At 73.2% G+C, this 23,477-nt stretch carries 23 protein-coding genes; 18 read left to right on the top strand and 5 right to left on the bottom strand.

Features of this window, described 5'->3' with window-relative positions:
- The first annotated feature begins 2 nt into the window (after positions 1-2).
- The 5 genes from AC1DZC_RS14100 (at position 3) to AC1DZC_RS14080 (ending at position 5,706) form a co-directional block, all read left to right on the top strand.
- Positions 3-875, top strand: a complete 873-nt coding sequence (locus AC1DZC_RS14100) for a PIG-L family deacetylase (protein WP_477043700.1) — start codon at positions 3-5, stop codon at positions 873-875.
- 4 nt (positions 876-879) lie between these two features.
- The gene (locus AC1DZC_RS14095; protein WP_477043699.1) at positions 880-1,311 is read left to right on the top strand and encodes a DUF6113 family protein; all 432 of its coding nucleotides are present in this window, start codon (positions 880-882) and stop codon (positions 1,309-1,311) included.
- The gene (locus AC1DZC_RS14090) at positions 1,308-1,808 is read left to right on the top strand and encodes a flavin reductase family protein (protein ID WP_477039584.1); all 501 of its coding nucleotides are present in this window, start codon (positions 1,308-1,310) and stop codon (positions 1,806-1,808) included. Before AC1DZC_RS14095 ends, AC1DZC_RS14090 begins: the two co-directional genes overlap by 4 nt.
- A 221-nt stretch (positions 1,809-2,029) precedes the next feature.
- Complete coding sequence (locus tag AC1DZC_RS14085) at positions 2,030-5,251, top strand: VanW family protein (protein ID WP_477043698.1); 3,222 nt, start codon at positions 2,030-2,032, stop codon at positions 5,249-5,251.
- Between the two features lie 59 nt (positions 5,252-5,310).
- The gene (locus tag AC1DZC_RS14080; protein WP_477043697.1) at positions 5,311-5,706 is read left to right on the top strand and encodes a LisH domain-containing protein; all 396 of its coding nucleotides are present in this window, start codon (positions 5,311-5,313) and stop codon (positions 5,704-5,706) included.
- On the opposite strand, the gene AC1DZC_RS14075 is transcribed toward AC1DZC_RS14080, so the two are convergent.
- Positions 5,703-5,945 (bottom strand): putative acetyltransferase, encoded by a 243-nt coding sequence (locus AC1DZC_RS14075; RefSeq protein ID WP_477043696.1) that lies wholly within the window; start codon positions 5,943-5,945, stop codon positions 5,703-5,705. The genes AC1DZC_RS14080 and AC1DZC_RS14075 overlap by 4 nt on opposite strands.
- A gap of 84 nt (positions 5,946-6,029) precedes the next feature.
- Here AC1DZC_RS14075 and fdxA point away from each other — a divergent pair, with 84 nt between their 5' ends.
- The 3 genes from fdxA (at position 6,030) to AC1DZC_RS14060 (ending at position 9,001) form a co-directional block, all read left to right on the top strand.
- Positions 6,030-6,356 carry a ferredoxin gene (gene fdxA / locus AC1DZC_RS14070; protein WP_477043695.1) on the top strand — a complete coding sequence of 109 codons (327 nt, stop codon included), beginning with the start codon at positions 6,030-6,032 and terminating at the stop codon, positions 6,354-6,356.
- Positions 6,357-6,363: 7 nt separating this feature from the next.
- Positions 6,364-7,503 carry a succinyldiaminopimelate transaminase gene (gene dapC / locus AC1DZC_RS14065; protein ID WP_477043694.1) on the top strand — a complete coding sequence of 380 codons (1,140 nt, stop codon included), beginning with the start codon at positions 6,364-6,366 and terminating at the stop codon, positions 7,501-7,503.
- A gap of 199 nt (positions 7,504-7,702) precedes the next feature.
- Complete coding sequence (locus tag AC1DZC_RS14060; protein ID WP_477039652.1) at positions 7,703-9,001, top strand: citrate synthase; 1,299 nt, start codon at positions 7,703-7,705, stop codon at positions 8,999-9,001.
- Between the two features lie 498 nt (positions 9,002-9,499).
- Here AC1DZC_RS14060 and AC1DZC_RS14055 read toward each other — a convergent pair whose 3' ends face one another.
- A complete protein-coding gene (locus tag AC1DZC_RS14055) occupies positions 9,500-10,393 on the bottom strand; it encodes a hypothetical protein (protein WP_477043693.1) in 894 nt (297 codons plus the stop codon).
- Positions 10,390-11,322: a 2,3,4,5-tetrahydropyridine-2,6-dicarboxylate N-succinyltransferase gene (gene dapD, locus AC1DZC_RS14050; RefSeq protein ID WP_477043692.1), complete on the bottom strand. Its 933-nt coding sequence runs from the start codon at positions 11,320-11,322 to the stop codon at positions 10,390-10,392. Before dapD ends, AC1DZC_RS14055 begins: the two co-directional genes overlap by 4 nt.
- A 65-nt stretch (positions 11,323-11,387) precedes the next feature.
- On the opposite strand from dapD, the gene dapE reads away from it, so the two are divergent.
- From dapE to AC1DZC_RS14020, 6 genes are all read left to right on the top strand, one after another.
- The gene (gene dapE / locus AC1DZC_RS14045; RefSeq protein WP_477043691.1) at positions 11,388-12,488 is read left to right on the top strand and encodes a succinyl-diaminopimelate desuccinylase; all 1,101 of its coding nucleotides are present in this window, start codon (positions 11,388-11,390) and stop codon (positions 12,486-12,488) included.
- Between the two features lie 65 nt (positions 12,489-12,553).
- Entirely contained in the window at positions 12,554-13,369 is an 816-nt protein-coding gene (locus tag AC1DZC_RS14040; RefSeq protein ID WP_477039594.1) for an LOG family protein, read from the top strand.
- Positions 13,366-14,277, top strand: a complete 912-nt coding sequence (gene folP, locus AC1DZC_RS14035) for a dihydropteroate synthase (protein WP_477039595.1) — start codon at positions 13,366-13,368, stop codon at positions 14,275-14,277. Before AC1DZC_RS14040 ends, folP begins: the two co-directional genes overlap by 4 nt.
- Positions 14,274-15,521: a hypothetical protein gene (locus AC1DZC_RS14030; RefSeq protein ID WP_477043690.1), complete on the top strand. Its 1,248-nt coding sequence runs from the start codon at positions 14,274-14,276 to the stop codon at positions 15,519-15,521. The genes folP and AC1DZC_RS14030 overlap by 4 nt, the downstream gene beginning before the upstream one ends.
- A gap of 190 nt (positions 15,522-15,711) precedes the next feature.
- Positions 15,712-15,879: a DUF3117 domain-containing protein gene (locus AC1DZC_RS14025; protein WP_013772033.1), complete on the top strand. Its 168-nt coding sequence runs from the start codon at positions 15,712-15,714 to the stop codon at positions 15,877-15,879.
- Between the two features lie 2 nt (positions 15,880-15,881).
- Positions 15,882-17,477: a leucyl aminopeptidase family protein gene (locus tag AC1DZC_RS14020; RefSeq protein WP_477043689.1), complete on the top strand. Its 1,596-nt coding sequence runs from the start codon at positions 15,882-15,884 to the stop codon at positions 17,475-17,477.
- Between the two features lie 15 nt (positions 17,478-17,492).
- Here the strand turns inward: AC1DZC_RS14020 and AC1DZC_RS14015 are convergent, their stop codons facing one another.
- Entirely contained in the window at positions 17,493-19,121 is a 1,629-nt protein-coding gene (locus AC1DZC_RS14015; RefSeq protein ID WP_477043688.1) for an MFS transporter, read from the bottom strand.
- Positions 19,118-19,750 (bottom strand): O-methyltransferase, encoded by a 633-nt coding sequence (locus tag AC1DZC_RS14010; protein ID WP_477039653.1) that lies wholly within the window; start codon positions 19,748-19,750, stop codon positions 19,118-19,120. Before AC1DZC_RS14010 ends, AC1DZC_RS14015 begins: the two co-directional genes overlap by 4 nt.
- Before the next feature lie 165 nt (positions 19,751-19,915).
- Between AC1DZC_RS14010 and sigE the strand changes: the two genes are divergently transcribed.
- The 4 genes from sigE to AC1DZC_RS13990 are packed head-to-tail and all read left to right on the top strand — an operon-like array spanning position 19,916 to position 23,443.
- Positions 19,916-20,530 (top strand): RNA polymerase sigma factor SigE, encoded by a 615-nt coding sequence (gene sigE / locus AC1DZC_RS14005; RefSeq protein ID WP_477039599.1) that lies wholly within the window; start codon positions 19,916-19,918, stop codon positions 20,528-20,530.
- Positions 20,527-21,492 (top strand): anti-sigma factor family protein, encoded by a 966-nt coding sequence (locus AC1DZC_RS14000; protein ID WP_477043687.1) that lies wholly within the window; start codon positions 20,527-20,529, stop codon positions 21,490-21,492. Before sigE ends, AC1DZC_RS14000 begins: the two co-directional genes overlap by 4 nt.
- Entirely contained in the window at positions 21,489-23,006 is a 1,518-nt protein-coding gene (locus tag AC1DZC_RS13995) for a S1C family serine protease (RefSeq protein ID WP_477043686.1), read from the top strand. The genes AC1DZC_RS14000 and AC1DZC_RS13995 overlap by 4 nt, the downstream gene beginning before the upstream one ends.
- A 32-nt stretch (positions 23,007-23,038) precedes the next feature.
- Positions 23,039-23,443, top strand: a complete 405-nt coding sequence (locus tag AC1DZC_RS13990) for a twin-arginine translocase TatA/TatE family subunit (protein WP_477039602.1) — start codon at positions 23,039-23,041, stop codon at positions 23,441-23,443.
- Positions 23,444-23,477: the final 34 nt, after the last annotated feature.

The raw sequence follows: 23,477 nt of genomic DNA, 5'->3' as shown, positions 1-23,477 counted from the left end.
TGATGGGCGACGCGCTTGTCGCGGTGCACGCGCACCCCGACGACGAGTCCCTGGCCACCGGCGCGCTCCTGGCCACCTGGGCGCGCGCCGGTCTGCCGACCACGGTCGTCACCTGCACGCGAGGTGAGCGCGGCGAGGTCATCGGTGCCTCGCTCGCGCACCTCGAGGGCGACGGGCCTGCGCTCGCCGCGCACCGGACGGTCGAGCTCGCGGCCGCCCTGGCCGCGCTCGGCGTGCACGACCACGTGTTCCTCGACGGGTCGGTCGACCCTCGGTTCGAGGACTCCGGCATGGCGTGGGTGGGCTCCGGGCGGGCGCGGCTCGCCGACGAGGTCCCGCCCCACGCGTTCGTCCGCGCGGGCGTCGAGGACGTTGCCCGGCGGCTCGCGGGCGTCCTGCGCGAGCGGCGCCCGGCCGTCGTCGTGACGTACGAACCGGGTGGCGGGTACGGGCATCCCGACCACGTCCGCACCTACGAGGTCACCCGCCGGGCCGTCGAGCTCGTCGACCCGGCGCCGGTGCTGCTCGTCGTCGTGCAGCCGGAGAGCGCCCTGCGCGCGGGGTACGCCGCCCTCGCGGGTTCCGACGGTCTGAGCGTCCCGGACGCCGACGGTCCGTTGCCCTCGGTCGCGGTGCCCGACGACGAGGTCGACCTCGAGGTGGACGTGCTGCCGGTGCGCGACGAGGTCCTCGCGGCACTGCGTGCCCACGCGACGCAGGTGCAGGCCGTGGCCTCTGTCGACGACGACCCGGCACTGGTGGGCCGCTACGCCCTCAGCAACCAGGTCCTCGCGCCGCTGCTCCCGGTCGAGACGTACCGGTTCGTCGTCGCGGGCGACGTCGCGTGGCCGGCCGGCGTGCGCCCGATACCCTGACCGCGTGCACCTCTCGCCGGCCGCCCTGGGCAAGACGATCCTGACCGCCTTCGTCGGCATCGTCGTCGGCGTGATCGGCACGATCATGCACCGCAGCGTGCAGCCGTGGGGTCTGGTCCTGTGCCTGTCGCTCGTGCTGGCCGCCGCCGCGACCGCCCGGGCCTTCGGCGGGCTGATCGCCTGGATCGGGTTCGTCGTCGGTCTGGGCGTGACCGTGCTCGCGCTGTCGCAGAAGGGTCCGGGTGGAGACGTCCTCGTGCCGTCGGGGCAGAAGCTCGGGATGGTCTGGCTGCTCGGCTCGGTGGCCGTCGCGGTCGTCGCGATGCTGCTGCCGCGTGCGTGGTTCTCCGACACCCCGCGCCCTGCTCGTCCCGCCCCGTCCGGGCCGCCGGTCCTGACGGCCGACGTCGCCGGGGAGCCGGACGCCCCGCAGTGAGCGCCGTCCCGGGGATCTCGTCCGACGACTTCCGGTCGGCCGTCGGCCGGCTGCCCGCCGGTGTCGCGGTGATCACCCTGCGGTGGCGGGACACCGTGCACGCGATGACCGCGAGCGCCGTCGCCTCCGTCTCTCTCGAACCGCCGATGCTCCTGTTCTGCGTGCACGTCGACGCCCGCTTCCGTGACGCGCTCGACGACGTGGACACCTGGGCGGTCAGCATCCTGGCCGACGACCAGGCGCACACCGCCGACTGGCTCGCGTCGCCCGGCCGGCCCGCGTTCGACCAGCTCGCCCGCGTGCCGCACCGCCCCGCGCCGCTGTCGGGTGGTGTCTGGGTGGACGGCGCCGCGGCGTGGTTCGACTGCCGCACGGCGGCGATCCACCGCGCGGGCGACCACGACGTCGTGATCGGCGACGTCCTCTCCGGTGCGCAGGGGGACGCGGGCGCCGGAGGTCTGGTCCACCTACGAGGACGCGTGCGACCGGTGCGCTGAGCGGCAGTCCGGGCCCGTGGCGGTGCGACCGTCCGATGTGTCCGGAGATGTCCGGTGCTGCGGGATCTCGGACAGCGGCGTGTCACCGACGCTGCGCCGTGCCCTGCGACGGCTTGCTGTGAATCGTTGTCCGGCGCGCGGTCGGATCGTCGGGATGGCGCGCACCGCCACGTAGACTCGCCCGGGCGCGTTGTACGCGCGGAGAGCAGCAGGGGAGCGGGATGAGCGACGGCACGGAGCAGGACGAGTCCGGACAGGTCGGTGACGGCGGCGCGACGCCGGGCGCCGGTGCGCCTACGGATACCGTCTGGCCCGTCTGGGGCGGTGCGTCGACGGTTCCCGTCGACGACCAGGAGCCCGAGTCCGAGCCCGCGGAGGACGCGGCCGTCGTCGAGGATTCCGACGACTCTGGGCCGTCCGTCGACGAGGAGCCCGCCCTCGAGCCGGAGCAGGCACCGGACGGGGCCGACGATGTTGCCGTGGCCTCGCCGGACGCGTCCGTGGACGCCAGCGAGCCCGAGGACGTCTCCGACGGATCCGACGAGGTGGCTGTCACGCCCGACGAGGTCGACGAGCCGGAGTCTGAGGCGTCCGCGACGTCGGAGACCGCTGAGTCCGAGGCGTCCGTGACGCCGGAGACCGCTGAGTCGGAGGCGTCCGCGACGTCGGAGACCGCTGAGTTCGAGGCCGACGCTGTCGTCGAGACCGATGAGGCCGAGGCCGAGTCCGACGAGCCCGAGGCCGCAGCGTCCTCGTCCGAGCAGGTTGCCGAGCCCGTCGCCGAGGCGGCCGAGGGCGACGAGCCCGACACTGCGGAGCCCGCCGCCGAGGCGACCGGGACCGACGAGCCCGAATCCGACGAGCCCGAAGCCGACGAGCCCCAGACTGCCGAGCTCGAGAGCGACGAGTCCGAGGCCGACGAGCCTGAGGCCGAGGAGATCGTCGAGCCCGAGCCCGAGCCTGACGCGGACGAGCCCGTGCCCGAGCCCGATGCGCCCACTGCGGCGGACGAGATCGCCTCCGAGCCGGTCGTCGCGGCCGATGAGACGGCGGAGCCCGTCGAGCCCGAACCCGCGGCCGAGCCCGGGTCTGAGGCCGACGTCGAGGCCGAGCCGGAGTCTGAGGCCGACGTCGAGACGGCCGCGGTCGTCGCGGCCGCAGTCGAGTCCCAGGAGACGACCTCCGACGACGCTGCCGCGGAGTCCCCGACGTCCGAGGACGAGGAGCCTGCGCCGGGCACCGAGTCCGACGAGCGGGCGTCCAACGAGCGGGAGTCTGACGAGCAGGAGTCCGACGGGGTGCCGGCCGCGGCTGAGCTCGCCGAGCCGATCGACGAGCCCGAGCAGGTGCCCGTCGTTGTTCCTGAGGACGAGACACCCGTCGTCCAGACGAACCCCTTCGCCGCGCTGGCGAGCGCCGCGCTCGCGTCGGCGATCAGGCCGACCCCGCCGACCGCCGCGAACCCGGAGCAGGCCGCAGAGCCCACGCCTCGTGCAGCCCCGCAGCCGGAACCCCCGACCGAGGTCCTGCCGCCGGTCGCGGACCCGACGCCGGATCCCACCGAGGTCCTGCCGCCGGTCGCCGCCGCGCCACCCGTCGCCGCGGCCACGCCGGCTGCCACGGAGCCCGCACCGGCTGCCGCAACCAGCAGGTTCGCGCCCGTGACTGCCGCTGCTGCCGCGTCCTCGAGCACGGTCTCCGCGGGACCGGTCCCGTCGAGCGAGCGCGCACCGTCACCGTTCGACGTCTTCGAGCCCGAGAACCGTCGCCGTCGGTGGCCCCGCCGCGTGCTGGTCACCGTCGGCGTCGTGCTGGTCCTGTGTGCGGCCTACGTCGGGGCGTCGTTCGCCGTGGCGGACACCGTGCCGCGCGGCGCGAGCGTCGCGGGCGTGGACATCGGCGGCCTCAAGTCGGCGGAGGCGGTGGCACGGCTGGACACAGAGCTCGCTGACGAGACGACGCAGCCGATCCCGGTGATCGCGCAGGACGTGCAGGCCACCATCGACCCGACGACGTCGGGTCTGACGTTCGACGCGCAGGCCACGGTCGACGAGCTGACGGGCGTGGACCTGGCCGACCCGAAGCAGCTCTGGGACCACATCGTCGGCATCGGCGAGCAGGACGCGGTGACTGCGGTGGACGCCTCGAAGCTGGCCGCGTCGATCGACGGGCTGGGCACCGCCCTCCAGCTGCTGCCCGTCGACGGGACGGTCCTGTACGTCGACGCCACGGCGCAGTCCACGGACGCCGTCGACGGCTGGGACCTGGACCCGGTCGAGTCGGCGAAGGTGATCACGAGCGACTGGCTCGTCGCGCCCCGGCCGTTGAAGCTCCCCACCACGACCGTCCCGCCGGCGATCACGCAGGAGAAGACGGACGCGGCGCTGGTCGAGGCGGCCAAGGTGACCTCGGCGCCGGTCTCGGTGATGGTCTCCGGGCAGGTCGCGCTGCTCGACGCGGCGACGCTGGCCGCCAACTCGGCCTACGTCCCGACAAACGGCGAGCTGGTCCTGCAGATGAACGGCGACGGTCTGACGGCCGCGGTGCTGCAGCAGCTGCCCGACCTTCTGACGGCGTCGGCGGACGCGCACTTCGAGTTCGTCGACAATGCCCCCGTCATCGTGCCGGGCACCCCGGGCACCACGCTGGACCCCGCGACGATGGCGACCGCGGTGGCCGGCGCGGCGGTCTCGGACAACCGCTCGGCGACCGTCGAGCTGGTGCAGTCGGACCCGTCGGAGTCGACCGCCGCGCTCGAGCAGCTGGGCGTCAAGGAGATCGTCTCGGAGTTCTCCACCCCGCTGACCAGCGAGCCGCGCCGCACGATCAACATCACGAACGGCGCGAGCAAGATCAACGGCACCCTGGTCAAGCCGGGCGAGACGTTCAGCCTCACCGAGGCGCTCGGTCCGATCGACGCGGCGCACGGCTTCGTCGAGGCCGGCGCGATCGTCAGCGGCGAGCACACCGACGCCTGGGGCGGCGGCCTGAGCCAGGTCTCCACCACCAGCTACAACGTCGGGTTCCTGGCGGGCTACGAGGACATCGAGCACAAGCCGCACAGCGAGTGGTTCGCCCGCTACCCCGAGGGCCGCGAGTCGACGATCTTCACGGGCACGCTGGACATGCGCTGGAAGAACAACACCCCGTACGGCGCGCTCATCCAGTCGTGGGTGGCCGACAACCGCCTGTACGTGCGGGCGTGGAGCACCAAGTACTGGTCCGTCGAGTCGATCACGAGCCCGCGCTCGGGCGTCGTCCAGCCCACGACCGTCTACTCGCAGTCGCCGACGTGCGAGGCGTCCGCCGCGGGCAACCCCGGCTTCACCGTGACCGTGACGCGCAAGACGTCGCTGAACGGCGAGCTGGTCAAGACCGAGTCGAACACCTGGCGCTACAAGCCGCAGAACAAGATCATCTGCGGGCCGGCGCCCGCGGGATAGGCGACGGGCACGGCGCAAAGTCCTGGCGCCGCTCGCACGGCCGCCACTACCGTCGCGCCGTGATCGACACGCTCCCCGACCGTCTCCTCGGGCTCGCCGCCGCGCCCAGCGGCGGTACGAGCCTCGAGGCGCTGCCGAACACCTCGTTCCTGGTCCGTGACTTCCTGAACCACGCGGGGTACCACACGACGGCGCACGTGTTCGCGGAGGTCAAGGTCCTGACCCACGAGCCCGGCACCGGCCGCCACCGCGAGGACGGCGAGCCGTGGAGCGCGGTCGAGGGCACGTTCACCATCGCCGACTGCAACCGGTCGGTCACGCTCGACTTCGACTGCCACGACGCGGAGGACGTCGGCAACGCGCTGCACAAGGCGCGCCTGCTGCGCCAGGTCGTGGGCGACTTCACTGCCGCGCTCGAGGCGGCGATCGCCCGGGCGGGTCTGCTCGACGACTAGGAGCGCGCCGGTCGACGAGCTGGCGCAGGGGGCACCGTCTTGGCGAGCACGATGTCGGCCTCCGGGATCCTGATGTCGCCGCGCCGGCTCCGGACGAGAACCCCGGCGTCGTCGACGGCCAGCACCTCTCCGAGGACGTCGGTGTAGGGCGGCTCGCCGGCCGCCGGCAGGTCGTCGCGACGACGTCGGACAACGACGCGGACGCCCGGCGACCAGCTCCGCCACGTCGCGTCCGTCACAGCGCTCTCCGTGGACAGGGCGTCGCGGTCCGGGGCATGTGAGCGATACTAGGAGCGACCCCCGGCCACTGTGGAGGACCGACCGTGACGTATGTGATCGCCGAACCTTGCGTTGATGTCAAGGACAAGGCGTGCATCGAGGAATGTCCCGTGGACTGCATCTACGAGGGCAAGCGGTCGCTGTACATCCACCCCGACGAGTGCGTCGACTGCGGTGCGTGCGAGCCGGTCTGCCCCGTCGAGGCCATCTACTACGAGGACGACGTCCCGGAGCAGTGGACCGAGTACTACAAGGCGAACGTCGAGTTCTTCGACGACGTCGGGTCGCCCGGCGGTGCCGCGAAGATGGGTGAGATCGACAAGGACCACCCGATCATCGCCACCCTGCCGCTGCGCGTGCACGGCGACTGACCACTCGATGGGCCTGCTGACCGGCGCCCTGCCCGACTTCCCCTGGGACACGCTCACGCCGTTCAAGGAGCGCGCCCGCGAGTACCCCGGCGGCATCGTCGACCTCTCGGTGGGCACCCCCGTGGACCCGACGCCGGAGCTCGTGCGGGAGGCGCTGGCGGCCGCGGCGGACTCTCCCGGCTATCCGACGACGCACGGCACGCCGGAGCTGCGGCAGGCCGTCGTCGACTGGTTCGCCCGTCGGCGCGGTGTGCGCGGGCTCGACCCGGCAGGCGTGCTGCCGACCGTCGGCTCCAAGGAGCTCGTCGCGTTCCTGCCCTCGCTGCTGGGCCTGGGCGCCGGCGACGTCGTCCTGCACCCTGGCGCCGCGTACCCCACGTACGACGTCGGGGCGCGGCTGGCCGGTGCGACCCCGGAGCCGACCGACGACCCGGCGGCACGCCTCGCCGACGGCGGCGTCCGGCTGGTGTGGCTGAACTCGCCCGGCAACCCGACCGGCCAGGTCCTGGGTGTCGACGAGCTCGCGCGGGTCGTCGACGCCGCGCGGGCGGCCGCCGCGCGGGACGGGCGCCCGGTCGTCGTCGCGTCCGACGAGTGCTACGCCGAGCTGGCCTGGGACGAGCCCTGGGTCTCGCAGGGGGTCCCGAGCCTGCTCGACCCTCGCGTCACCGGCGGCGACCTGACCGGGCTGCTCGCCGTCTACTCGCTGTCCAAGCAGTCCAACCTCGCCGGGTACCGCGCCGCGTTCGTCGCGGGGGACCCGGTGCTCGTCGCCGAGCTGCTCGAGGTGCGCAAGCACGCGGGCATGATCGTGCCAGGACCGGTCCAGGCCGCGACGGCCGCGGCGCTGGCCGACGACGGGCACGTGGCCGAGCAGCGGTCGCGCTACCTGCGCCGCAGGAACCTGCTGCGCGGGGCGCTCGAGCAGGCCGGGTATGCCGTCGACGGCTCGCAGGCGGGGCTGTACCTCTGGGTGCGTCCGGAGGCCGGTGACCAGGACAGCTGGGCCACCGTCGGCGACCTCGCGTCCCTCGGCATCCTCGTCGCGCCGGGTGCGTTCTACGGCGCTCCCCGACACGTCCGTGTGGCGCTGACCGCGACCGACGAGCGCGTCGCCGAGGCCGCCGCACGCCTTGCCGGCGCCTGACGAAGAGCCATCAGATGGTCCTGTGATCGTCGTCACAGGCCCAACGCCACGTCGAAGATTGGTCACGGAACGGCTTGCGCAGGTACCGTCGATCACGGCCAACGTGGGCCGCCAGAGGCAGGCCGAACCGGCTGCACAGCACGACGGTCCGGACGCGCGGGACATCCTCGCCGCCGAGCCGTCGCAGGAGAGGAACACCATGTCGGACGTCGCCACTGCTCCGGTACAGCTGATCGTCGAGGGCAAGTCCAAGGACCTGCCCATCGTGACCGCGACCGAGGGCAACGACGGGATCGTCGTGTCCTCGCTCCTGCGGGACACCGGTCTGGTGACGGTCGACCCCGGGTTCATGAACACCGCCTCCTGCGAGTCGAAGGTCACCTACATCGACGGCGACGAGGGGATCCTGCGCTACCGCGGATACCCCATCGAGCAGCTCGCCGAGAAGTCGACGTTCCTCGAGGTGGCCTACCTGCTGATCCACGGCGAGCTGCCGACGCCGGCCGAGCTGGACGCGTTCACGGAGCGCGTGAACCGGCACACCCTGGTGCACGAGGACTTCCGCACCTTCATGGGGACGTTCCCGCGCAAGGCGCACCCCATGGCCGTCATGTCGTCGGCGATCAACGCGCTGGCCACGTTCTACCCGGAGTCCCTCGACCCGTTCGACCCCGAGACGGTCGAGCTGGCGACGGTGCTCATCCTGGCCAAGACGCGCACCATCACGTCGTACGTGCACCGCGCCAGCAAGGGCGAGCCGCTGCTCTACCCGGACTACTCGCGCGGCTACGTCGAGGACTTCCTGCGCATGACGTTCGCGGTCCCGTACCAGCAGTACGAGGCCGACCCGACGATCGTCGCCGCGATGGACCAGCTCCTCATCCTGCACGCCGACCACGAGCAGAACTGCTCGACGTCGACCGTCCGCATCGTCGGCTCCAGCCACGCCAACCTCTACGCGTCCGTCGCGGCCGGCATCAACGCGCTGTCCGGCCCGCTGCACGGTGGCGCCAACGAGGCCGTCCTCAAGATGCTCACCGAGATCCAGGCCAATGGCGGCGACGCGTCCGAGTTCATGAAGCGCGTGAAGAACAAGGAGCCCGGGACCCGCCTCATGGGCTTCGGGCACCGCGTCTACAAGAACTACGACCCGCGCGCGGCGATCGTGAAGAAGAGCGCCGACTCCGTCCTGTCGGCCCTCGGCCATAACGACGAGCTGCTCGACCTGGCCATGGGCCTCGAGGAGATCGCTCTCTCCGACGAGTACTTCATCAGCCGCAAGCTCTACCCGAACGTCGACTTCTACACGGGCCTCATCTACAAGGCCATGGGCTTCTCCGAGGAGATGTTCACGCCTCTGTTCGCGCTGGGCCGGATGCCCGGCTGGATCGCCCAGTGGCGCGAGATGATGACCGACCCGCAGACGAAGATCGGCCGCCCGCGGCAGATCTACACGGGCGCCGTCGAGCGCGACTACCAGGGCCTCGACGCCCGCTGACCCACCCGCAACGTCCGCACTCGTGGGGCCTATAGCCCCAAGGAGTGCGGACGTTGTGCGTTGTCGGGGCGGCTCGGAGGCTTTGACGACGACGGCCACCACCAACGACGAGGCGCCGCGCGACGTGCCTGGCTCGACGACGACCGACGACCGACGACCGACGACCGATGACGACCACCGACGACGACGACCGATGACGACCATCGACGACGACCACCGACGACGACGGCCGGCGACGACGACCGATGACGACCACCGACGACGACACCCGACCATCGACGACGCTCGCGGCCAGCCGGCCAGCCGGCCAGCCGGCCAGCCGGCCAGCCGGCCAGCCGGCCGGCCGTGTGGATCTAGCCCCACTTGTGACTGGTGGGACGCATGAGGTGCCCCATCCGTCACTCCAGTCCCACGTGTCCCAAGAGGGGCTAGGTCCGCACCGGGGTCGGGCGCGGGCGCGCAGCCGACCTACGGCCGGCGGCGCGTCCCACCGTCGACCTACGGCTGGGTCGTGATCGTCAGGCTGACCGTGCCGGCGGGGACCGGGGTCGTCGACGGGGTCCAGGCGCCGGTGGTGCGGTCCCAGGTCCGGTCGGCGACGCTCACCGACGTGAGCTGCAGCGGGTCGGCGACGGCGGCGGCCCACTGCGCGAGCGCCCAGTCGCGCTGGCCCGCCTCGTCGATCGAGGTCACCGCCGAGGTCGGGAACGTGAGGGTCGCGCCGCCGTCAGTGGGGGTGACCTGCACGGGGACGTCACCGAGGTCGCGCTGGATGCGCGCGACGACGTCGTCAGGGGTGGTCGGCTCCGCGTCGCGCAGGGTGCAGGCGACGGCGGCGGGGGAGTAGCCGGTGAGGGCGGAGGCCCAGGCGCGGGAGGAGCCCTCGTGCTGGGCGTAGGCCTCGGGGAACGCCGACCGCTGGACGGCCTGGGCGGCTTCGGTGATCGGCAGGTCGCGATAGCCGGGGACCTGGACCAGGCGGTCGTAGAAGATCCCGGTCGAGTAGACGGGGTCCTGGATCTGCTCGGGCGTGCCCCAGCCCTGCGAGGGTCGCTGCTGGAACAGGCCGAGCGAGTCGCGGTCGCCGTAGTCGAGGTTGACCAGCTTGGACTCCTGCATCGCGGTGGCCAGGGCGATGGTCACCGCCCGGGCGGGGAGCTCGCGGCGCAGACCGGTGGCGGCGATCAGGGCGGCGTTGTCGGCCTGGGTGGTCGAGAGCGCCCAGCCCGTGCCGTCGACGGTCGCGACGCACCGTTCGGCGACGGGCGCCGGCGGGTGCGTGCGCGAGAGGAACCACACGACGCCCGCGACGCCGAGCGCCAGGACGGCGAGCGCGACGAGGACCGCGCAGCCCCCTCGGCGGGCGGCCCGCCGTCGCCGTCGGGCGCTCACTCGTTGGCGTGCAGGGACGCGTTCAGCTCGACACCCGAACCCGCACGCGCGACCGCCTCGACCCCGCCGGTCAGTGAGTTCCGGCGGAACAGGATGTTGTCGCGACCTGCGAGCTCGCGAGCCTTGACCACGGTCGGCTCCCCGGCGCCCAGGACGGTGACCTTGGTGCCGGCCGTGACGTAGAGGCCGGCTTCGACCACGCAGTCGTCGCCGAGCGGGATGCCGACGCCCGCGTTCGCGCCGAGCAGGGTGCGGCTGCCGATCGAGACGACCTCGCGGCCGCCGCCCGACAGGGTGCCCATGATCGAGGCGCCGCCGCCGATGTCGGAGCCGTCGCCGACCACGACGCCGGCGGAGATGCGGCCCTCGACCATCGACGTGCCGAGCGTCCCGGCGTTGAAGTTCACGAACCCTTCGTGCATGACCGTGGTGCCGGCGGCCAGGTGGGCTCCCAGGCGCACCCGGTCGGCGTCGGCGACGCGCACCCCGGCCGGGACGACGTAGTCGACCATCCGCGGGAACTTGTCGACGCTCAGCACGGTGACGGGCACGCCGCTCGTGGCCCGCAGGCGCGCGCGCGTCGCCTCGAATCCCTCGACCGCGCAGGGGCCGCGGTCGGTCCACACGACGTTCGGCAGCACCCCGAACAGACCGTCGAGGCTCTGCCCGTGCGGGGGGACGAGCCGGTGCGAGAGCAGGTGCAGGCGCAGGTAGGCGTCGGCCGTGTCGGCGGGCGGCGTGTCCAGGTCGATGACCGTGCGGACCACCTGGATGCGGACCCCGCGGGCGTCGTCCTTGCCCTCGGCGGCGGTCAGGTCGGCGGGCGGCTCGGAGTCCGAGGAGGGTGAACCGAGGGCCGGGGAGGGGTACCAGACGTCCAGGGTGGTGCCGTCGTCGGTCAACGTGGCCAGGCCGTATCCCCATGCCATACGTCCGGTCGTCCGAGCAGTCATGGCGACAACCCTAGGTCAACGGCGAGGACTAGGGTCGCGTCGTGGCATCCGAGACCTCCGTCATCCTCGACCTTTCGGCCGACCCGGTCGCGCTCACCCGGGCGCTGTGCGACATCCCGTCGGTGAGCGGCGACGAGCGCTCGATCGCGGACGCCGTGGAGACGGCGCTGCGTGCCTACGCACACCTCGAGGTCCTCCGGGACGGCGACGCCGTCGTGGCGCGCACGAGCCTGGGCCGCCCGACGCGGGCGGTGATCGCCGGCCACCTGGACACCGTCCCGATCGCGGACAACCTGCCGACGAGGCTCGTCGGCGAGGGTGCGCTGGCGGAGCTGTGGGGGCGCGGGACCGTGGACATGAAGGGCGGGGTCGGCGTGCAGCTCGCGCTGGCGGCGTCGCTCGCGCAGCCGTCGCACGACGTGACGTGGGTGTTCTACGACCACGAGGAGGTCGCGTCCGACCTCAACGGCCTCGGGAGGCTGGTCCGCAACCACCCGGACTGGGTGCAGGGCGACTTCGCGGTGCTGTGCGAGCCGACGAACGGCGGTCTCGAAGGCGGCTGCAACGGCACCCTGCGCGTCGAGGTGCGCCTCGAGGGCGTCGCGGCCCACTCGGCCCGGGCCTGGATGGGCCGCAACGCCATCCACGCCGCCGGCGAGGTGCTGCGTCGGCTCGAGGCGTACGAGCCCGCTTCCGTCGAGGTCGACGGCCTGGTCTACCGAGAGAGCCTCAACGCCGTCCTCGTCGACGGCGGGACGGCCGCGAACATGATCCCCGACTCCTGCGTCGTGACGGTGAACTACCGGTTCGCCCCGTCGGCGTCGGTCGCGCAGGCCGAGGCGCACGTCCGCGAGCTGTTCGACGGCTACGACGTGGTGCTCACGGATGCCGCCGCCGGAGCGCGCCCGGGCCTGGACGCCCCGGCCGTCCAGCAGTTCGCGGCGGCGGTCCTGTCGGTGACCGGCGGCCAGGCCGGCCCGAAGTACGGGTGGACGGACGTCGCACGGTTCGCCGAGCTCGGCGTGCCGGCCGTGAACTTCGGCCCGGGTGACCCGCTCCTGGCGCACAAGCGCGACGAGCACGTCGTCGTCGGCCAGATCACCTTGGTCCACGACGCGCTGCGGCACTGGCTGACCTCCTGACGACGGGCAGGTGACGTCTGGGTGACCTCGTCACCGGTCGCCGCGGTCGCACCTAGAGTCGGGGCATGAGCGACGACGGTCAGCCCGCACCCGGACTCGGCTACCGCAGAGGCCCGGTCCTCCTTCGCGGCCAGCAGATCCCCAAGACCACCTCCGACCAGCGGCTGCTCAGCGGCGGCGACGGCGCGGACTGGCTGCACGGCGACCCGTGGCGCGTCATGCGCATCCAGAGCGAGTTCGTCGAGGGGTTCGGGGCGCTTGCGGAGGTCGGCCCCGCGGTCAGCGTGTTCGGCTCGGCCCGGGTGCCCGCGGACCACCCGGACTACGCGATCGGCGTCGAGGTCGGCCGCCGCCTGGTCGAGGCGGGGTACGCGGTCATCACCGGCGGCGGCCCGGGCATCATGGAGGCCGCCAACCGCGGCGCCAAGGGGGCCGGCGGCCTGTCGGTCGGGCTCGGCATCGAGCTGCCGTTCGAGCAGGGCATGAACCCGTTCGTGGACCTCGGCGTGAATTTCCGGTACTTCTTCGCCCGCAAGACGATGTTCATGAAGTACTCCGAGGGCTTCGTCGTGCTGCCCGGGGGTTTCGGGACGTTCGACGAGCTCTTCGAGGCCCTGACGCTGGTCCAGACCCACAAGGTGATCAGCTTCCCGATCGTCCTGGTCGGCAGCGCGTACTGGCAGGGCCTCCTGGACTGGGTGGCCAGCTCGGTGCAGGAGCGCGGCATGGTCGGCTCGGCGGACGTCGAGCTCATCAAGCTCGTCGACACCGCAGAGGAGGCCGTCGACGCCGTGCTGGCGCGGGGCGCCGAGCTGCGCGCGGAGGAGGAGCGCGCGGCCGCCGAGACGGCGCTCGCGCAGCACTCGCCGGAGAGCCCGTGAGCGGGGTCCCCCCAGCGGGTGCCCCGCTGCGTCTGCGCGGCCGCGAGATCGGACCGGACCGGCCGGTCGTGATGGCGGTGGTGAACCGCACGCCCGACTCGTTCTACGCCCCGGCCCGGTACGACGACGCCTCCGCGGACGCGGCCGTCGCGCGGGCGGCCGACGAGGGCGCGGACATCGTCGACCTCGGCGGGGTCCGTGCCGGGCGAGGCCCCAGGGTCGAGGCCGACGAGGAGATCGCCCGTGTGATCCCGCTGGTCGAGCGGGTCCGCCGACGCCACCCGGACCTGCTGGTCAGCGTCGACACGTGGCGGGCCGAGGTCGCCCGGGCCGCGGCCGATGCGGGCGCCGACCTGATCAACGACACCTGGGCGGGTCACGACCCGTCGCTCGTCGAGGTCGCCGCCGAGCGAGGGCTCGGCATCGTCTGCTCGCACACCGGCGGCGCGCGACCGCGGACCGACCCGTTCCGCGTCGAGTACCCGGCCACCCCGGGCGGCGACCCGCTGGACGGCGTGCTCGACGACGTCGTGCGCACGGTGTCGGCGGCCGCCCGACGAGCGGTGGACCTGGGCATCGACCCAGCCAGCATCCTCGTGGACCCGACGCACGACTTCGGCAAGAACACCTGGCACAGCCTCCATCTGGTCCGGCGTACCGAGGCGCTCGTCGCGCTCGGCCACCCGGTGCTGATGGCCCTGTCCCGCAAGGACTTCGTCGGCGAGAGCCTGGACCTGCCCGCCGAGGACCGGCTCGAGGGCACGCTCGCCGCGACCGCGGTCGCCGCGTGGCTCGGGGCCCGGGTGTTCCGGGCGCACGACGTGCGCGCCACGCGCCGCACACTCGATATGGTCGCCACCATCCGCGGGGACCGAGCCCCGGCCAGGACGGTGAGAGGACTGGTGTGAGCGACGTCGCCGTGGTCGAGCCGACGGAGCCGTCAGCCGCAGCGCGTCTGTGGGCGTGGTCCCGGACGCGGCCGTGGTGGCTCCAGGTCCTCGCCGTCTACGCCGCGGCGCGGCTGGCCACGACCGTCGTCTTCCTGTGGGTCGCCTCCGGGCAGGGCGAGAACGCGTGGACCGGCCCTCATCCCGGCTACTTCCCGTACGTGGGGTTCCTGTTCGACGGCAGCTGGTACCGGCAGATCGCCGAGCAGGGCTACCCGAGCACGTTGCCGGTGGACGCCTCCGGCAACGTGCAGCAGAACGCGTGGGCGTTCTTCCCGCTCTTCCCGCTGATGGCCCGCGGGTTCATGGAGATCGCGCGGCTGCCGTGGGAGGTGGTCGCACCCACGCTGGCGCTGACGCTCGGCGCCGTGGCGATGCTGCTGATCCACCGCGCGATCGCCGAGGGCGCCCCCCGTGCGGTCGAGGCTCGCCCCGGGCTCCCGCTGGCGACCGTCGCGCTGGTGAGCGTCTTCCCGACGGCCGCCGTGCTGCAGACCGCCTACACCGAGGCGCTCGCGCTGACCCTCGTCGCGGCCGCGCTGCTCCTGCTGATCCGCCGGCAGTACGCCTGGATGGCCGTCGCGGTGCTCGCCCTGGGCTTCACGCGAGCCGTGGCGCTGCCCATGGCGGCGGTCGTCGTCGTGCACGGACTCGTGCGCTGGCGGAGGTCCCGCGAGACGTTCACGTGGCGCACGGGGGCCGGGCTCACGGCGCTCGCGGCGTGGTGCTTCGCCTCGGGACTGATCTGGCCGGCCGTCTGCGGCTGGGTCACCGGGGTGTCGGACGGGTACCTGCAGACGCAGGAGGCGTGGCGAGGGGCGGCCAGCGTGACCCCGTTCTACGGCTGGACCTACGTGCCGACCTTCTGGTTCGACCGCTGGGCGATCCCCGTGATGGTCGCGGGCTTCTCGCTCGTCGTCGCCACCCTGGTGGTCCCGGCGGCGTGGCGGCTGGGGAACGAGCTGCACGCCTGGTCGGCCACGTACGTCGTCTACATCGCTGCGGTGGTGGAGCCCGGCAGCAGCCTCGCCCGGTTCCTGCTCCTGGCGTTCCCGCTCGGCGCGGTGACCGCGGGGGTCGTCACGCGGCCGACGGCGGCCCGGCGCTGGTGGTTCGGGGGCGTCGTGCTCCTCATGTTCGCGCTGCAGGTGCTGTGGGTCCGGCAGATGTGGCACGCCAACGCGGGTCCCGACTGGCCGCCGTGATCGTCGTCGAAAAGCTGGACATGCGTCCGATCGGGGACCCCTGGAAGCATCGGTCAAGGTGAGGGCCGTCCTGTGAACTAGGATGGATCCCGGACAACCGGCAGCTGAGGCCAGACGTGAGGTGCGCGCGAGCGCGCCCGCAGCCTGGCCTCGCAGCAGCCCGGACGCACGAGCGAAGGAGACGCCCCGCATGGCCGCGATGAAGCCGAGGACCGGTGACGGCCCGCTCGAGGTCACGAAGGAAGGCCGCGGCATCGTCATGCGCGTGCCGCTCGAGGGCGGGGGACGGCTCGTGGTCGAGCTCAACGCGACCGAGGCCGCGGAGCTGGGTGAGGCCCTGACGTCCGTCGTCAGCTGACGATGGCACGGGCAGGCGCCTCGGCGGCGCGGATCGGCCGGACACCTCCGGCGGTCACGCTGGCCGGCGGGACGGTCGGCACGTCGACGCTGCTCACCGACGGGTCGACCGATGCGGTCGCGATCCCCGTCTCTCCCGCACGCGCCGGCGACGACGCGCTGGTTCCGGGTGAGGGGACCGCAGCCGCGGCCGCCCGCTACGGGATCGACCTCGCCGAGATCGGCGAGCGCGCCCGTCTCGCGGGCAACCCCGGGGACGTCTACGTCCTGCAGCTGCCGCGCCCGGTCGGCTCGTCCGTCGTGCTGCCGTGGGCGGATCTGCCGCCCAGGCTCGTGCTCGTCGGCGTGGGGGCGGGTCGTCCCGACGACCTGCGCCGCGCCGGTGCCGCGCTCGCCCGCGCCACCCGCGGGCTGGGCCGAGTGGTGACCACGGTCGGCGCCGAGGCGCAGCAGACCGCGTCGCAGGCGGCCTCCGCCGCGCGCGCTGTCGCGGAGGGCTACCTGCTCGCCGCGTACGCGCCGCTGCGGTTCTCCGCCCAGGACGAGTCGAAGGAGCCCGGCGAGCTCGTGCTCCTGGGACGCGACGGCACCCGTGCGGCTGCCGCCGTCGGCGCCGCGCGGACGGCCGCGACGGCCACCTGGCTGGCGCGGGACCTGGCGACGACCCCGTCCAACATGAAGAACCCCGAGTGGATGGCCGAGCAGGCCCGCCGGCTCGGCACCGCGGCCGGGCTGGACGTGGTGATCCGCGGTCCGCGCGAGCTCGGGGAGTTCGGCGGCATCCTGGCCGTCGGTTCCGGCTCCGCGTCACCGCCGCGGCTGGTCACCGTCGGCTACACGCCCGCGACGTTCACGCCGGGGTCCGGCAAGCACGTGGTGGTCGTCGGCAAGGGCATCACGTACGACACCGGCGGCCTGTCCATCAAGCCGAGCGACGCCATGGTGCCGATGAAGACGGACATGACGGGTGCCGCGGTCGCGCTGGCCACCGTGCTCGGTGCCGCCGCGGACGGGGTCGCGCACCGCGTCACGGCGGTCCTGCCGCTGGCCGAGAACCACGTGGGGGCGTCCTCGTACCGCCCCGGCGACGTGCTGACGATGTTCGGCGGCACCACGGTCGAGATCGCGAACACCGACGCCGAGGGACGACTCGTCCTCGCGGACGCCCTGGCGTGGGCGGACGCGACGCTCGACCCCGACGTGCTCATCGACGTCGCCACCCTCACGGGCGCCGCGACGATCGGCCTGGGCAAGCAGCACGCCGCCCTGTACTCGTCGGCCCCGGCCCTCGTCGAGGAGCTCGTCGCGGCGGGCGAGGCGTCCGGGGAGCGGGCGTGGCACATGCCGCTCGTCGAGGAGTACGAGGAGGCCGTCCGCTCGGACGTCGCCGACCTGCGCCACGTGCCGCTGGACAAGAAGATCGGCGGCGGGTCCATCACGGCCGCGCTCTTCCTGCGGCACTTCGTCGGGACGCGCACGTGGGCCCACCTCGACATCGCCGGACCCGCCCGCTCGACGTCGGACAAGCACGAGGTCAGCGACGGGGCGACGGGCTTCGGTGCGCGGCTGCTGCTGCGCTACCTCGACAACCTGCGCTGACCGCCTGGTCAGGCATCAGGCGGCCGCGACGACCGCCTTCTTCTCCGCGCCCGGCTGCTCGGCCGGGATCCGTCCCGTGAAGAACAGGCCGACGAGGGCGATCAGGGCAAGCACGGCGAGCGCGCTGCGCAGGCCGTCGAGCCGCGCCTGAGCGTTCTCCTCGACCGCCGCGGCGGCGGCCTGGTCGCTCACGCCCGCGTCCTCGAGCGCCTGCTCCAGGGCGACGTCGGACAGGAACGGGATGCCCGCCGCGAGCTCGACGCTCGCCGTGCTGGACACCTCCGCCGGGACGTCGTCGTTGCTGGCGATCCCCGTCAGGAACGACGAGGTGAGCATCGCGATGAGGATCGACCCCGCCAGGGCGGTCCCGAGGGAGGCACCCAGGTTGGTCGCGGTGTTCTGCAGGCCGCCCACCTCGTCGCTCTCGTCGGCCGGCACGGCCGAGACCGTGACGCTGCCGAGCTGGGACGCGAGCGCCCCGATGCCGAGGCCCGCGAGCAGCAGCGGCACCGTGACGATCTCCGGCCCCGCCGACGATTCCATCGCGGTGAACAGCGAGACGATGCCCAGGCACATCGACAGCAGGCCCAGCCGGACCACGCGGCGGGGCGAGGCGTTCGGGAAGAACCGCGGGATGCCGGCCGCCGCGAGCAGCAGGGTGATCGACAACGGCATGATCCGCAGGCCGGTGTCGATCGCCGACAGGCCGAGGGCCACCGACAGGTACAGCGGGATGGTGAAGAACAGCCCGGCCTGGACCAGGAACTGGAAGAAGAACATGAGCAGGCCGCCGGTGAACTGCCGGTTGCCGAACATCTCGAGGCGGACCAGCGGTTCGCGGCCGCGGCTCACCATGTGCCGCTCCCACGAGGCGAACAGCCAGATCACGAAGATCCCGGCGATCACCAGCACGATCGTGGGCGACAGCCCGAGGATGTCCGGTCCGCCCGGCTTCGGCATGACCCAGCCCCAGGAGCTCGAGCGGAGCACACCGAACACGGCCAGCCCGAGCCCGGTGGCCGACAGGATCGCGCCGATGATGTCGAGCCGCGGTCCGCGCTCCGTCTCCGGGTCAGAGATCTTGCGCGTCCGCAGCAGGATCGCGAGCACCACGACGACCTCGCCGGCGAACACCCAGCGCCAGGAGAAGTACGTCGTCGCGAAGCCGCCGATCAGCGGGCCGAGCGCGACGGCGACGGCACCGGCGGCCATGACCAGCCCGTAGGCCCGCGGGCGGCCGGCGACGGGCACGTTGCTGGCGACCAGGGCGACGATCGCGGGCAGGATCAGCGCCGCGCCGATGCCCTCGAGCAGCGACCAGCCGAGCAGCAGGACCGGCAGGTTGGGCGCCAGCGCCGTGGTCAGCGATCCCGCGCCGTAGATCAGGCAGCCGATCGCGAACGCGCGCTTGCGGCCGATCAGCGTGCCGACCTTGCCGCCGGGGATCATGAGCATCGCCATGACCAGCGTGTAGAGCGTGATCGCGGTCTGGATGCCCTCGATCGTCGTCCCGACGTCCTCGGCCACGGTCGCGATCGCGACGTTCATGACCGAGCTGTCCAGGGTCATGAGGAACTGACCCGCGCCGAGCGTGAGGATCACCGCTCCGGCGGTGGACGCCTTCGCGGTGGTCGTGGCGCTCATCGCTTGACCGCGACCAGCAGCCCGTCGCCCGACGGCAGGAGCGCGCTGACGAGCCGGTCGTCGGAGCGCACGACCCGGCCGACCTCGCGGATGACCGTCGTCGTCTCGTCGCGCCGCGCGGGGTCGGCCACCCGGTCGTGCCAGAGCGCGTTGTCGACGGCCAGCACGCCGCCTGGCCGCAGCATCCGGACGGCCTGCTCGACGTACTGCGGGTAGGACTCCTTGTCGGCGTCCACGAAGACGAGGTCGTAGGCGCCGTCGGTCAGGCGCGGGAGCACGTCGATCGCGCGACCGGGGATCGTGCGCGTCCGGGTGGGCTTGACGCCCTCCTCCGCGAACGCCTCCTTGGCGGCACGCTGGTGCTCGAGCTCGAGGTCGATGGTGGTGAGCACACCGTCCGCGGGCATGCCGCGCAGCAGGTACAGGGAGCCGACGCCGGCGCCCGTGCCGATCTCGACGACGGCGCGGGCGGAGACCGCAGCGGCCAGGACGGTCAGCGCGGCACCGGAGCCCGGCAGCACGGGCGTGCAGCCCAGCTGGCCGGCACGCTCACGGGCACGCAGCAGGACGTCGTCCTCCGGCACGAACTCCTCGCAGTAGACCCAGCTCTGGGCCTTGTCGGTGGAGATGGCTGCCTCCTCGTCGAGCTGTACAACGGTCCTGGCCAGCGTAGTGGCGCGACCGGAGCGGCTGTGGGAGGCATAGCGATCCGCTACCGGCGGAAACCTTTCGCCCCTCCGGAGCGTTCCCTCAGTTCGAGCTCCACAGGTTTGCCTGGGAGACTTGCCCCTGACATGACTGACCGCGAGGAGACTGAGCACCTGATGAGCACCGAGCCCGCCACCTGGCAGGCACCGTCGTGGGAGGACATCGTCCGCGACCACTCGGCGCGGGTCTACCGGCTCGCGTACCGGCTCACGGGCAACAAGTTCGACGCCGAGGACCTCACGCAGGAGACGTTCGTCCGCGTGTTCCGCTCGCTGCACTCCTACCAGCCCGGCACGTTCGAGGGCTGGCTGCACCGCATCACCACCAACCTCTTCCTCGACCAGGCCCGCCGCAAGCAGCGCATCCGCATGGACGCGATGGGCGAGGACTCCGAGCGGTACGCGTCCGGCGACCAGCTGGGCGCCCCTGAGCGCGCGTTCGAGCACGGCAACCTCGACCTCGACGTGCAGCGTGCCCTCGACGAGCTGGCGCCGGAGTACCGCGCCGCCGTCGTCCTGTGCGACATCGAGGGCCTGTCCTACGAGGAGATCGCGGTCACGCTCGGCATCAAGCTCGGCACGGTGCGGTCGCGGATCCACCGCGCGCGTGCCCGCCTGCGCGTCTCCCTGGAGCACCGCGCGCCCGAGGCCCTGAGCGTGTTCTCCGACGACGACACGGCGGCGGAGGCGGTCCGCGGATGACGGCGCACCTCGGCTCGCGCATCAGCGCCCTCGTCGACGGCCAGCTCAGCGTGGCCGCCACCGAGCGCGCGCTGGCGCATGTCGCGGTGTGCTCGCAGTGTGCGGTCGAGCTGGGCGCGGCCAGGTCCGCGCGCCAGGCCCTGACCTCGGTCGACGAACCGTGCCCGGCCCCCGACCTCACCGCGCGGCTCCTGTCGCTCGCGGGCAGCGTCCCCACCGAGCAGCCCTCCAACGACCCGTTCGCGCCGCCCACGCCGGGCTCGCGCTCGGAGCTCGCGTCCTACGGCGTCACGTCGCCGGGCGGCTGGCTGGGACGCTCGAGCGTCCGCGGGGACCTGCGTCAGAAGCGGTCGAGCGTGCGGATCGCGGCCGGGTCGATGGCCGGCCTCGGCGCGGTCGCGGCCATGCTCTTCGTGCTCGGTGAGCAGCCGGCCGTCGTGCCGAGCAGCCATCCGGGCGCCGACCTCGGTCTCCTCGGCGGCGCGGTCACCGAGCGCGCGCCCGCGGCGTTCGACACCGGGTCGGAGGTCGCGGCCACCGGCAGCGACTCCGTGGCCTGGCTGCAGGCGCACCAGTGGTCGTTCCCCGCGCAGCTGCCCGACGGCTGGGCCGTCAGCGCCGTGCGCTGGTCCGGCGACGACTCGACCGTCCTCGAGGTCGACGTGGTCGGTCCCGAGGGCTCTCTCGTGGTGACCGAGCAGCAGGGGCGCCTCGACACGGACGCCCTCGCCGGTGCGCCCACGAGCCGGGTCGGCGGCCGCGAGGTCTACGTGCTCTCGTACGAGCCCTGGCACGTCGTGTGGCAGGCCGACTCGACGGTGGTCCAGGTGGTCGCCTCGGAGTCGAACGGCTCGGCGGAGGAGCTTGTGGGAGCCTTTCCGGGCGGCGCCTACGACGACGGCGTGCCCGCGCAGATCACGCGCGGCTGGGACACCGTGACAGGAGCCCTCGAACGACCATGAGCACCCCCGACGACCCGTCGGTCCCGGGTTCCTCGCCCGAGGTCCCCGCGCGCACCGCCGCCCCGGACAGCAACCCGTTCGCGTCCCCGTCCGGCCAGCGCCCCCTGCCGACCACGCCGCAGCAGCCCGCCACCGTCGCGAGCCCGTACCCGCCGCCGCCCGCACAGAGCCCGTACGCGCCCCCGGCTGCCCAGACCGGGACGCGCTACCCGACGCCTACCCAGTCCCCGTGGGGACCGGCACCGGCCGCGGACCCGTGGCGCACGGCGCCCGCAGCGCCATCCGCCGACCCGTGGGCCGGGCACCGCCCGCCCGCGCCGGACTCGGCCCCGTGGGACGCGCAGACCTACCCCAACCCGGCGCCGACCCCCGGCGAGCCGCCGCACCCGGCCGTCCGGACGGTCACCAAGAAGCGCCGCACGCTGTCCGTCGCGTGGGTCGTCCCGATCGCCGTGCTGGCGCTGGTCGCCGGGCTCGCCGGCGGGGTGATCGGCGGCCGGATCTCGGCCACGGACCACCTCGAGGACGCGGGCCTGCCTCCGGCGGGGACCGGCACCGCCACGATCGAGCGGGCACCGGACTCGGTCGCGGGCATCGCCAGCGGCGTCCTGCCGAGCGTCGTGTCCATCCAGGTCGACGGCGCCCAGGGCAGTGCCACCGGCTCGGGCTTCGTGCTCCGCCAGGACGGCTACCTGGTGACCAACCACCACGTCATCGCGCAGGCCGACGACGCCGCCTCGACGACCATCACCGTGACCTTCGTCGACGGCAGCGAGAAGCCCGCGACGATCGTCGGCAGCACCTCGGACTACGACCTCGCGGTCCTCAAGGTCGACGTCGACGGCCTGACCCCGCTGCTGCTCGGCGACTCGGGAGAGGTCGTCGTGGGCGACCCCGTGGTCGCCATCGGTGCGCCGCTCGGCCTGGCCGGCACCGTCACCACCGGGATCGTCAGCGCGCTCAACCGCCCGGTCACCGCCGGTGACGAGAGCAGCACGGCGTTCATCAACGCGATCCAGACCGACGCCGCGATCAACCCCGGCAACTCGGGCGGTCCGCTGGTCAACGCGGCGGGCGAGGTCATCGGCATCAACTCGGCGATCGCGCAGCCGCCCGGCTCCACCGCGACCGTGGGCGGCAGCATCGGCCTCGGCTTCGCGATCCCTTCCAACCAGGTGCGTCGCACGGCCGACCAGCTCATCGAGACCGGCCACGCGACGTTCCCGATCATCGGCGTGCTCCTCGACCAGGGCTACGCCGGCGAGGGCGTGCAGGTCTCGGGCCAGGACCAGAACGGGCAGCCGCCCGTCAGCGCCGACGGCCCGGCCGACCGCGCGGGCATCCACCCGGGCGACATCATCCTGGCGATCGACGGCCGTCCGGTCACGCAGCCCGACGAGCTGATCGTCGCCATCCGCGCGCTGACGCCGGGGGACACCGTCCTGCTGCGCGTCCGCACCGGGTCCGCCGAGCGGGACGTCCGCGTCAAGCTCGACGAGTCCGAGGCGCCCTGAGTCCCCGGGGACCGGAAAGGTAGTCTGGCGTTGTGTTCGGGATCAACGGCGGTGAGCTCCTCATCCTCTTCGTCGTGGCCGCGCTCGTCATCGGGCCGGAGCGTCTGCCCGGGTACGCCGAGCAGCTGGGCCAGTGGGTCCGCCGTGGCCGGATCTTCCTGCGCGACGCCAAGCTCCGCGTCGACGAGGAGCTCGGCGAGGAGGGCAAGGACGTCGACTGGGCCGCGCTCGACCCTCGTCGGTACGACCCGCGCCGGATCGTGCGGGAGGCGCTCCTCGACGACCCCGCGCCGCCACCGGTGCGCTCGGTGACCCGGCCCGGTGCCGTCCCCGCCAGCAGCCCCGCCTCGAACGCCGTGCGCGGCGGTGCGGCCACCGCCGCGGCCGTCCCGGTCGTCGCCAACCAGGTCGCGCCGTTCGACGACGAGGCCACCTGAGCGACCCGCTCACCCCACCCCCGTCGACCTGTCA

The sequence above is a fragment of the Cellulomonas sp. P2_B4 genome (assembly GCF_056404795.1).
Note: the sequence above shows the minus strand (reverse complement) of the source record. Positions and strands in the feature narration are given on the sequence as shown.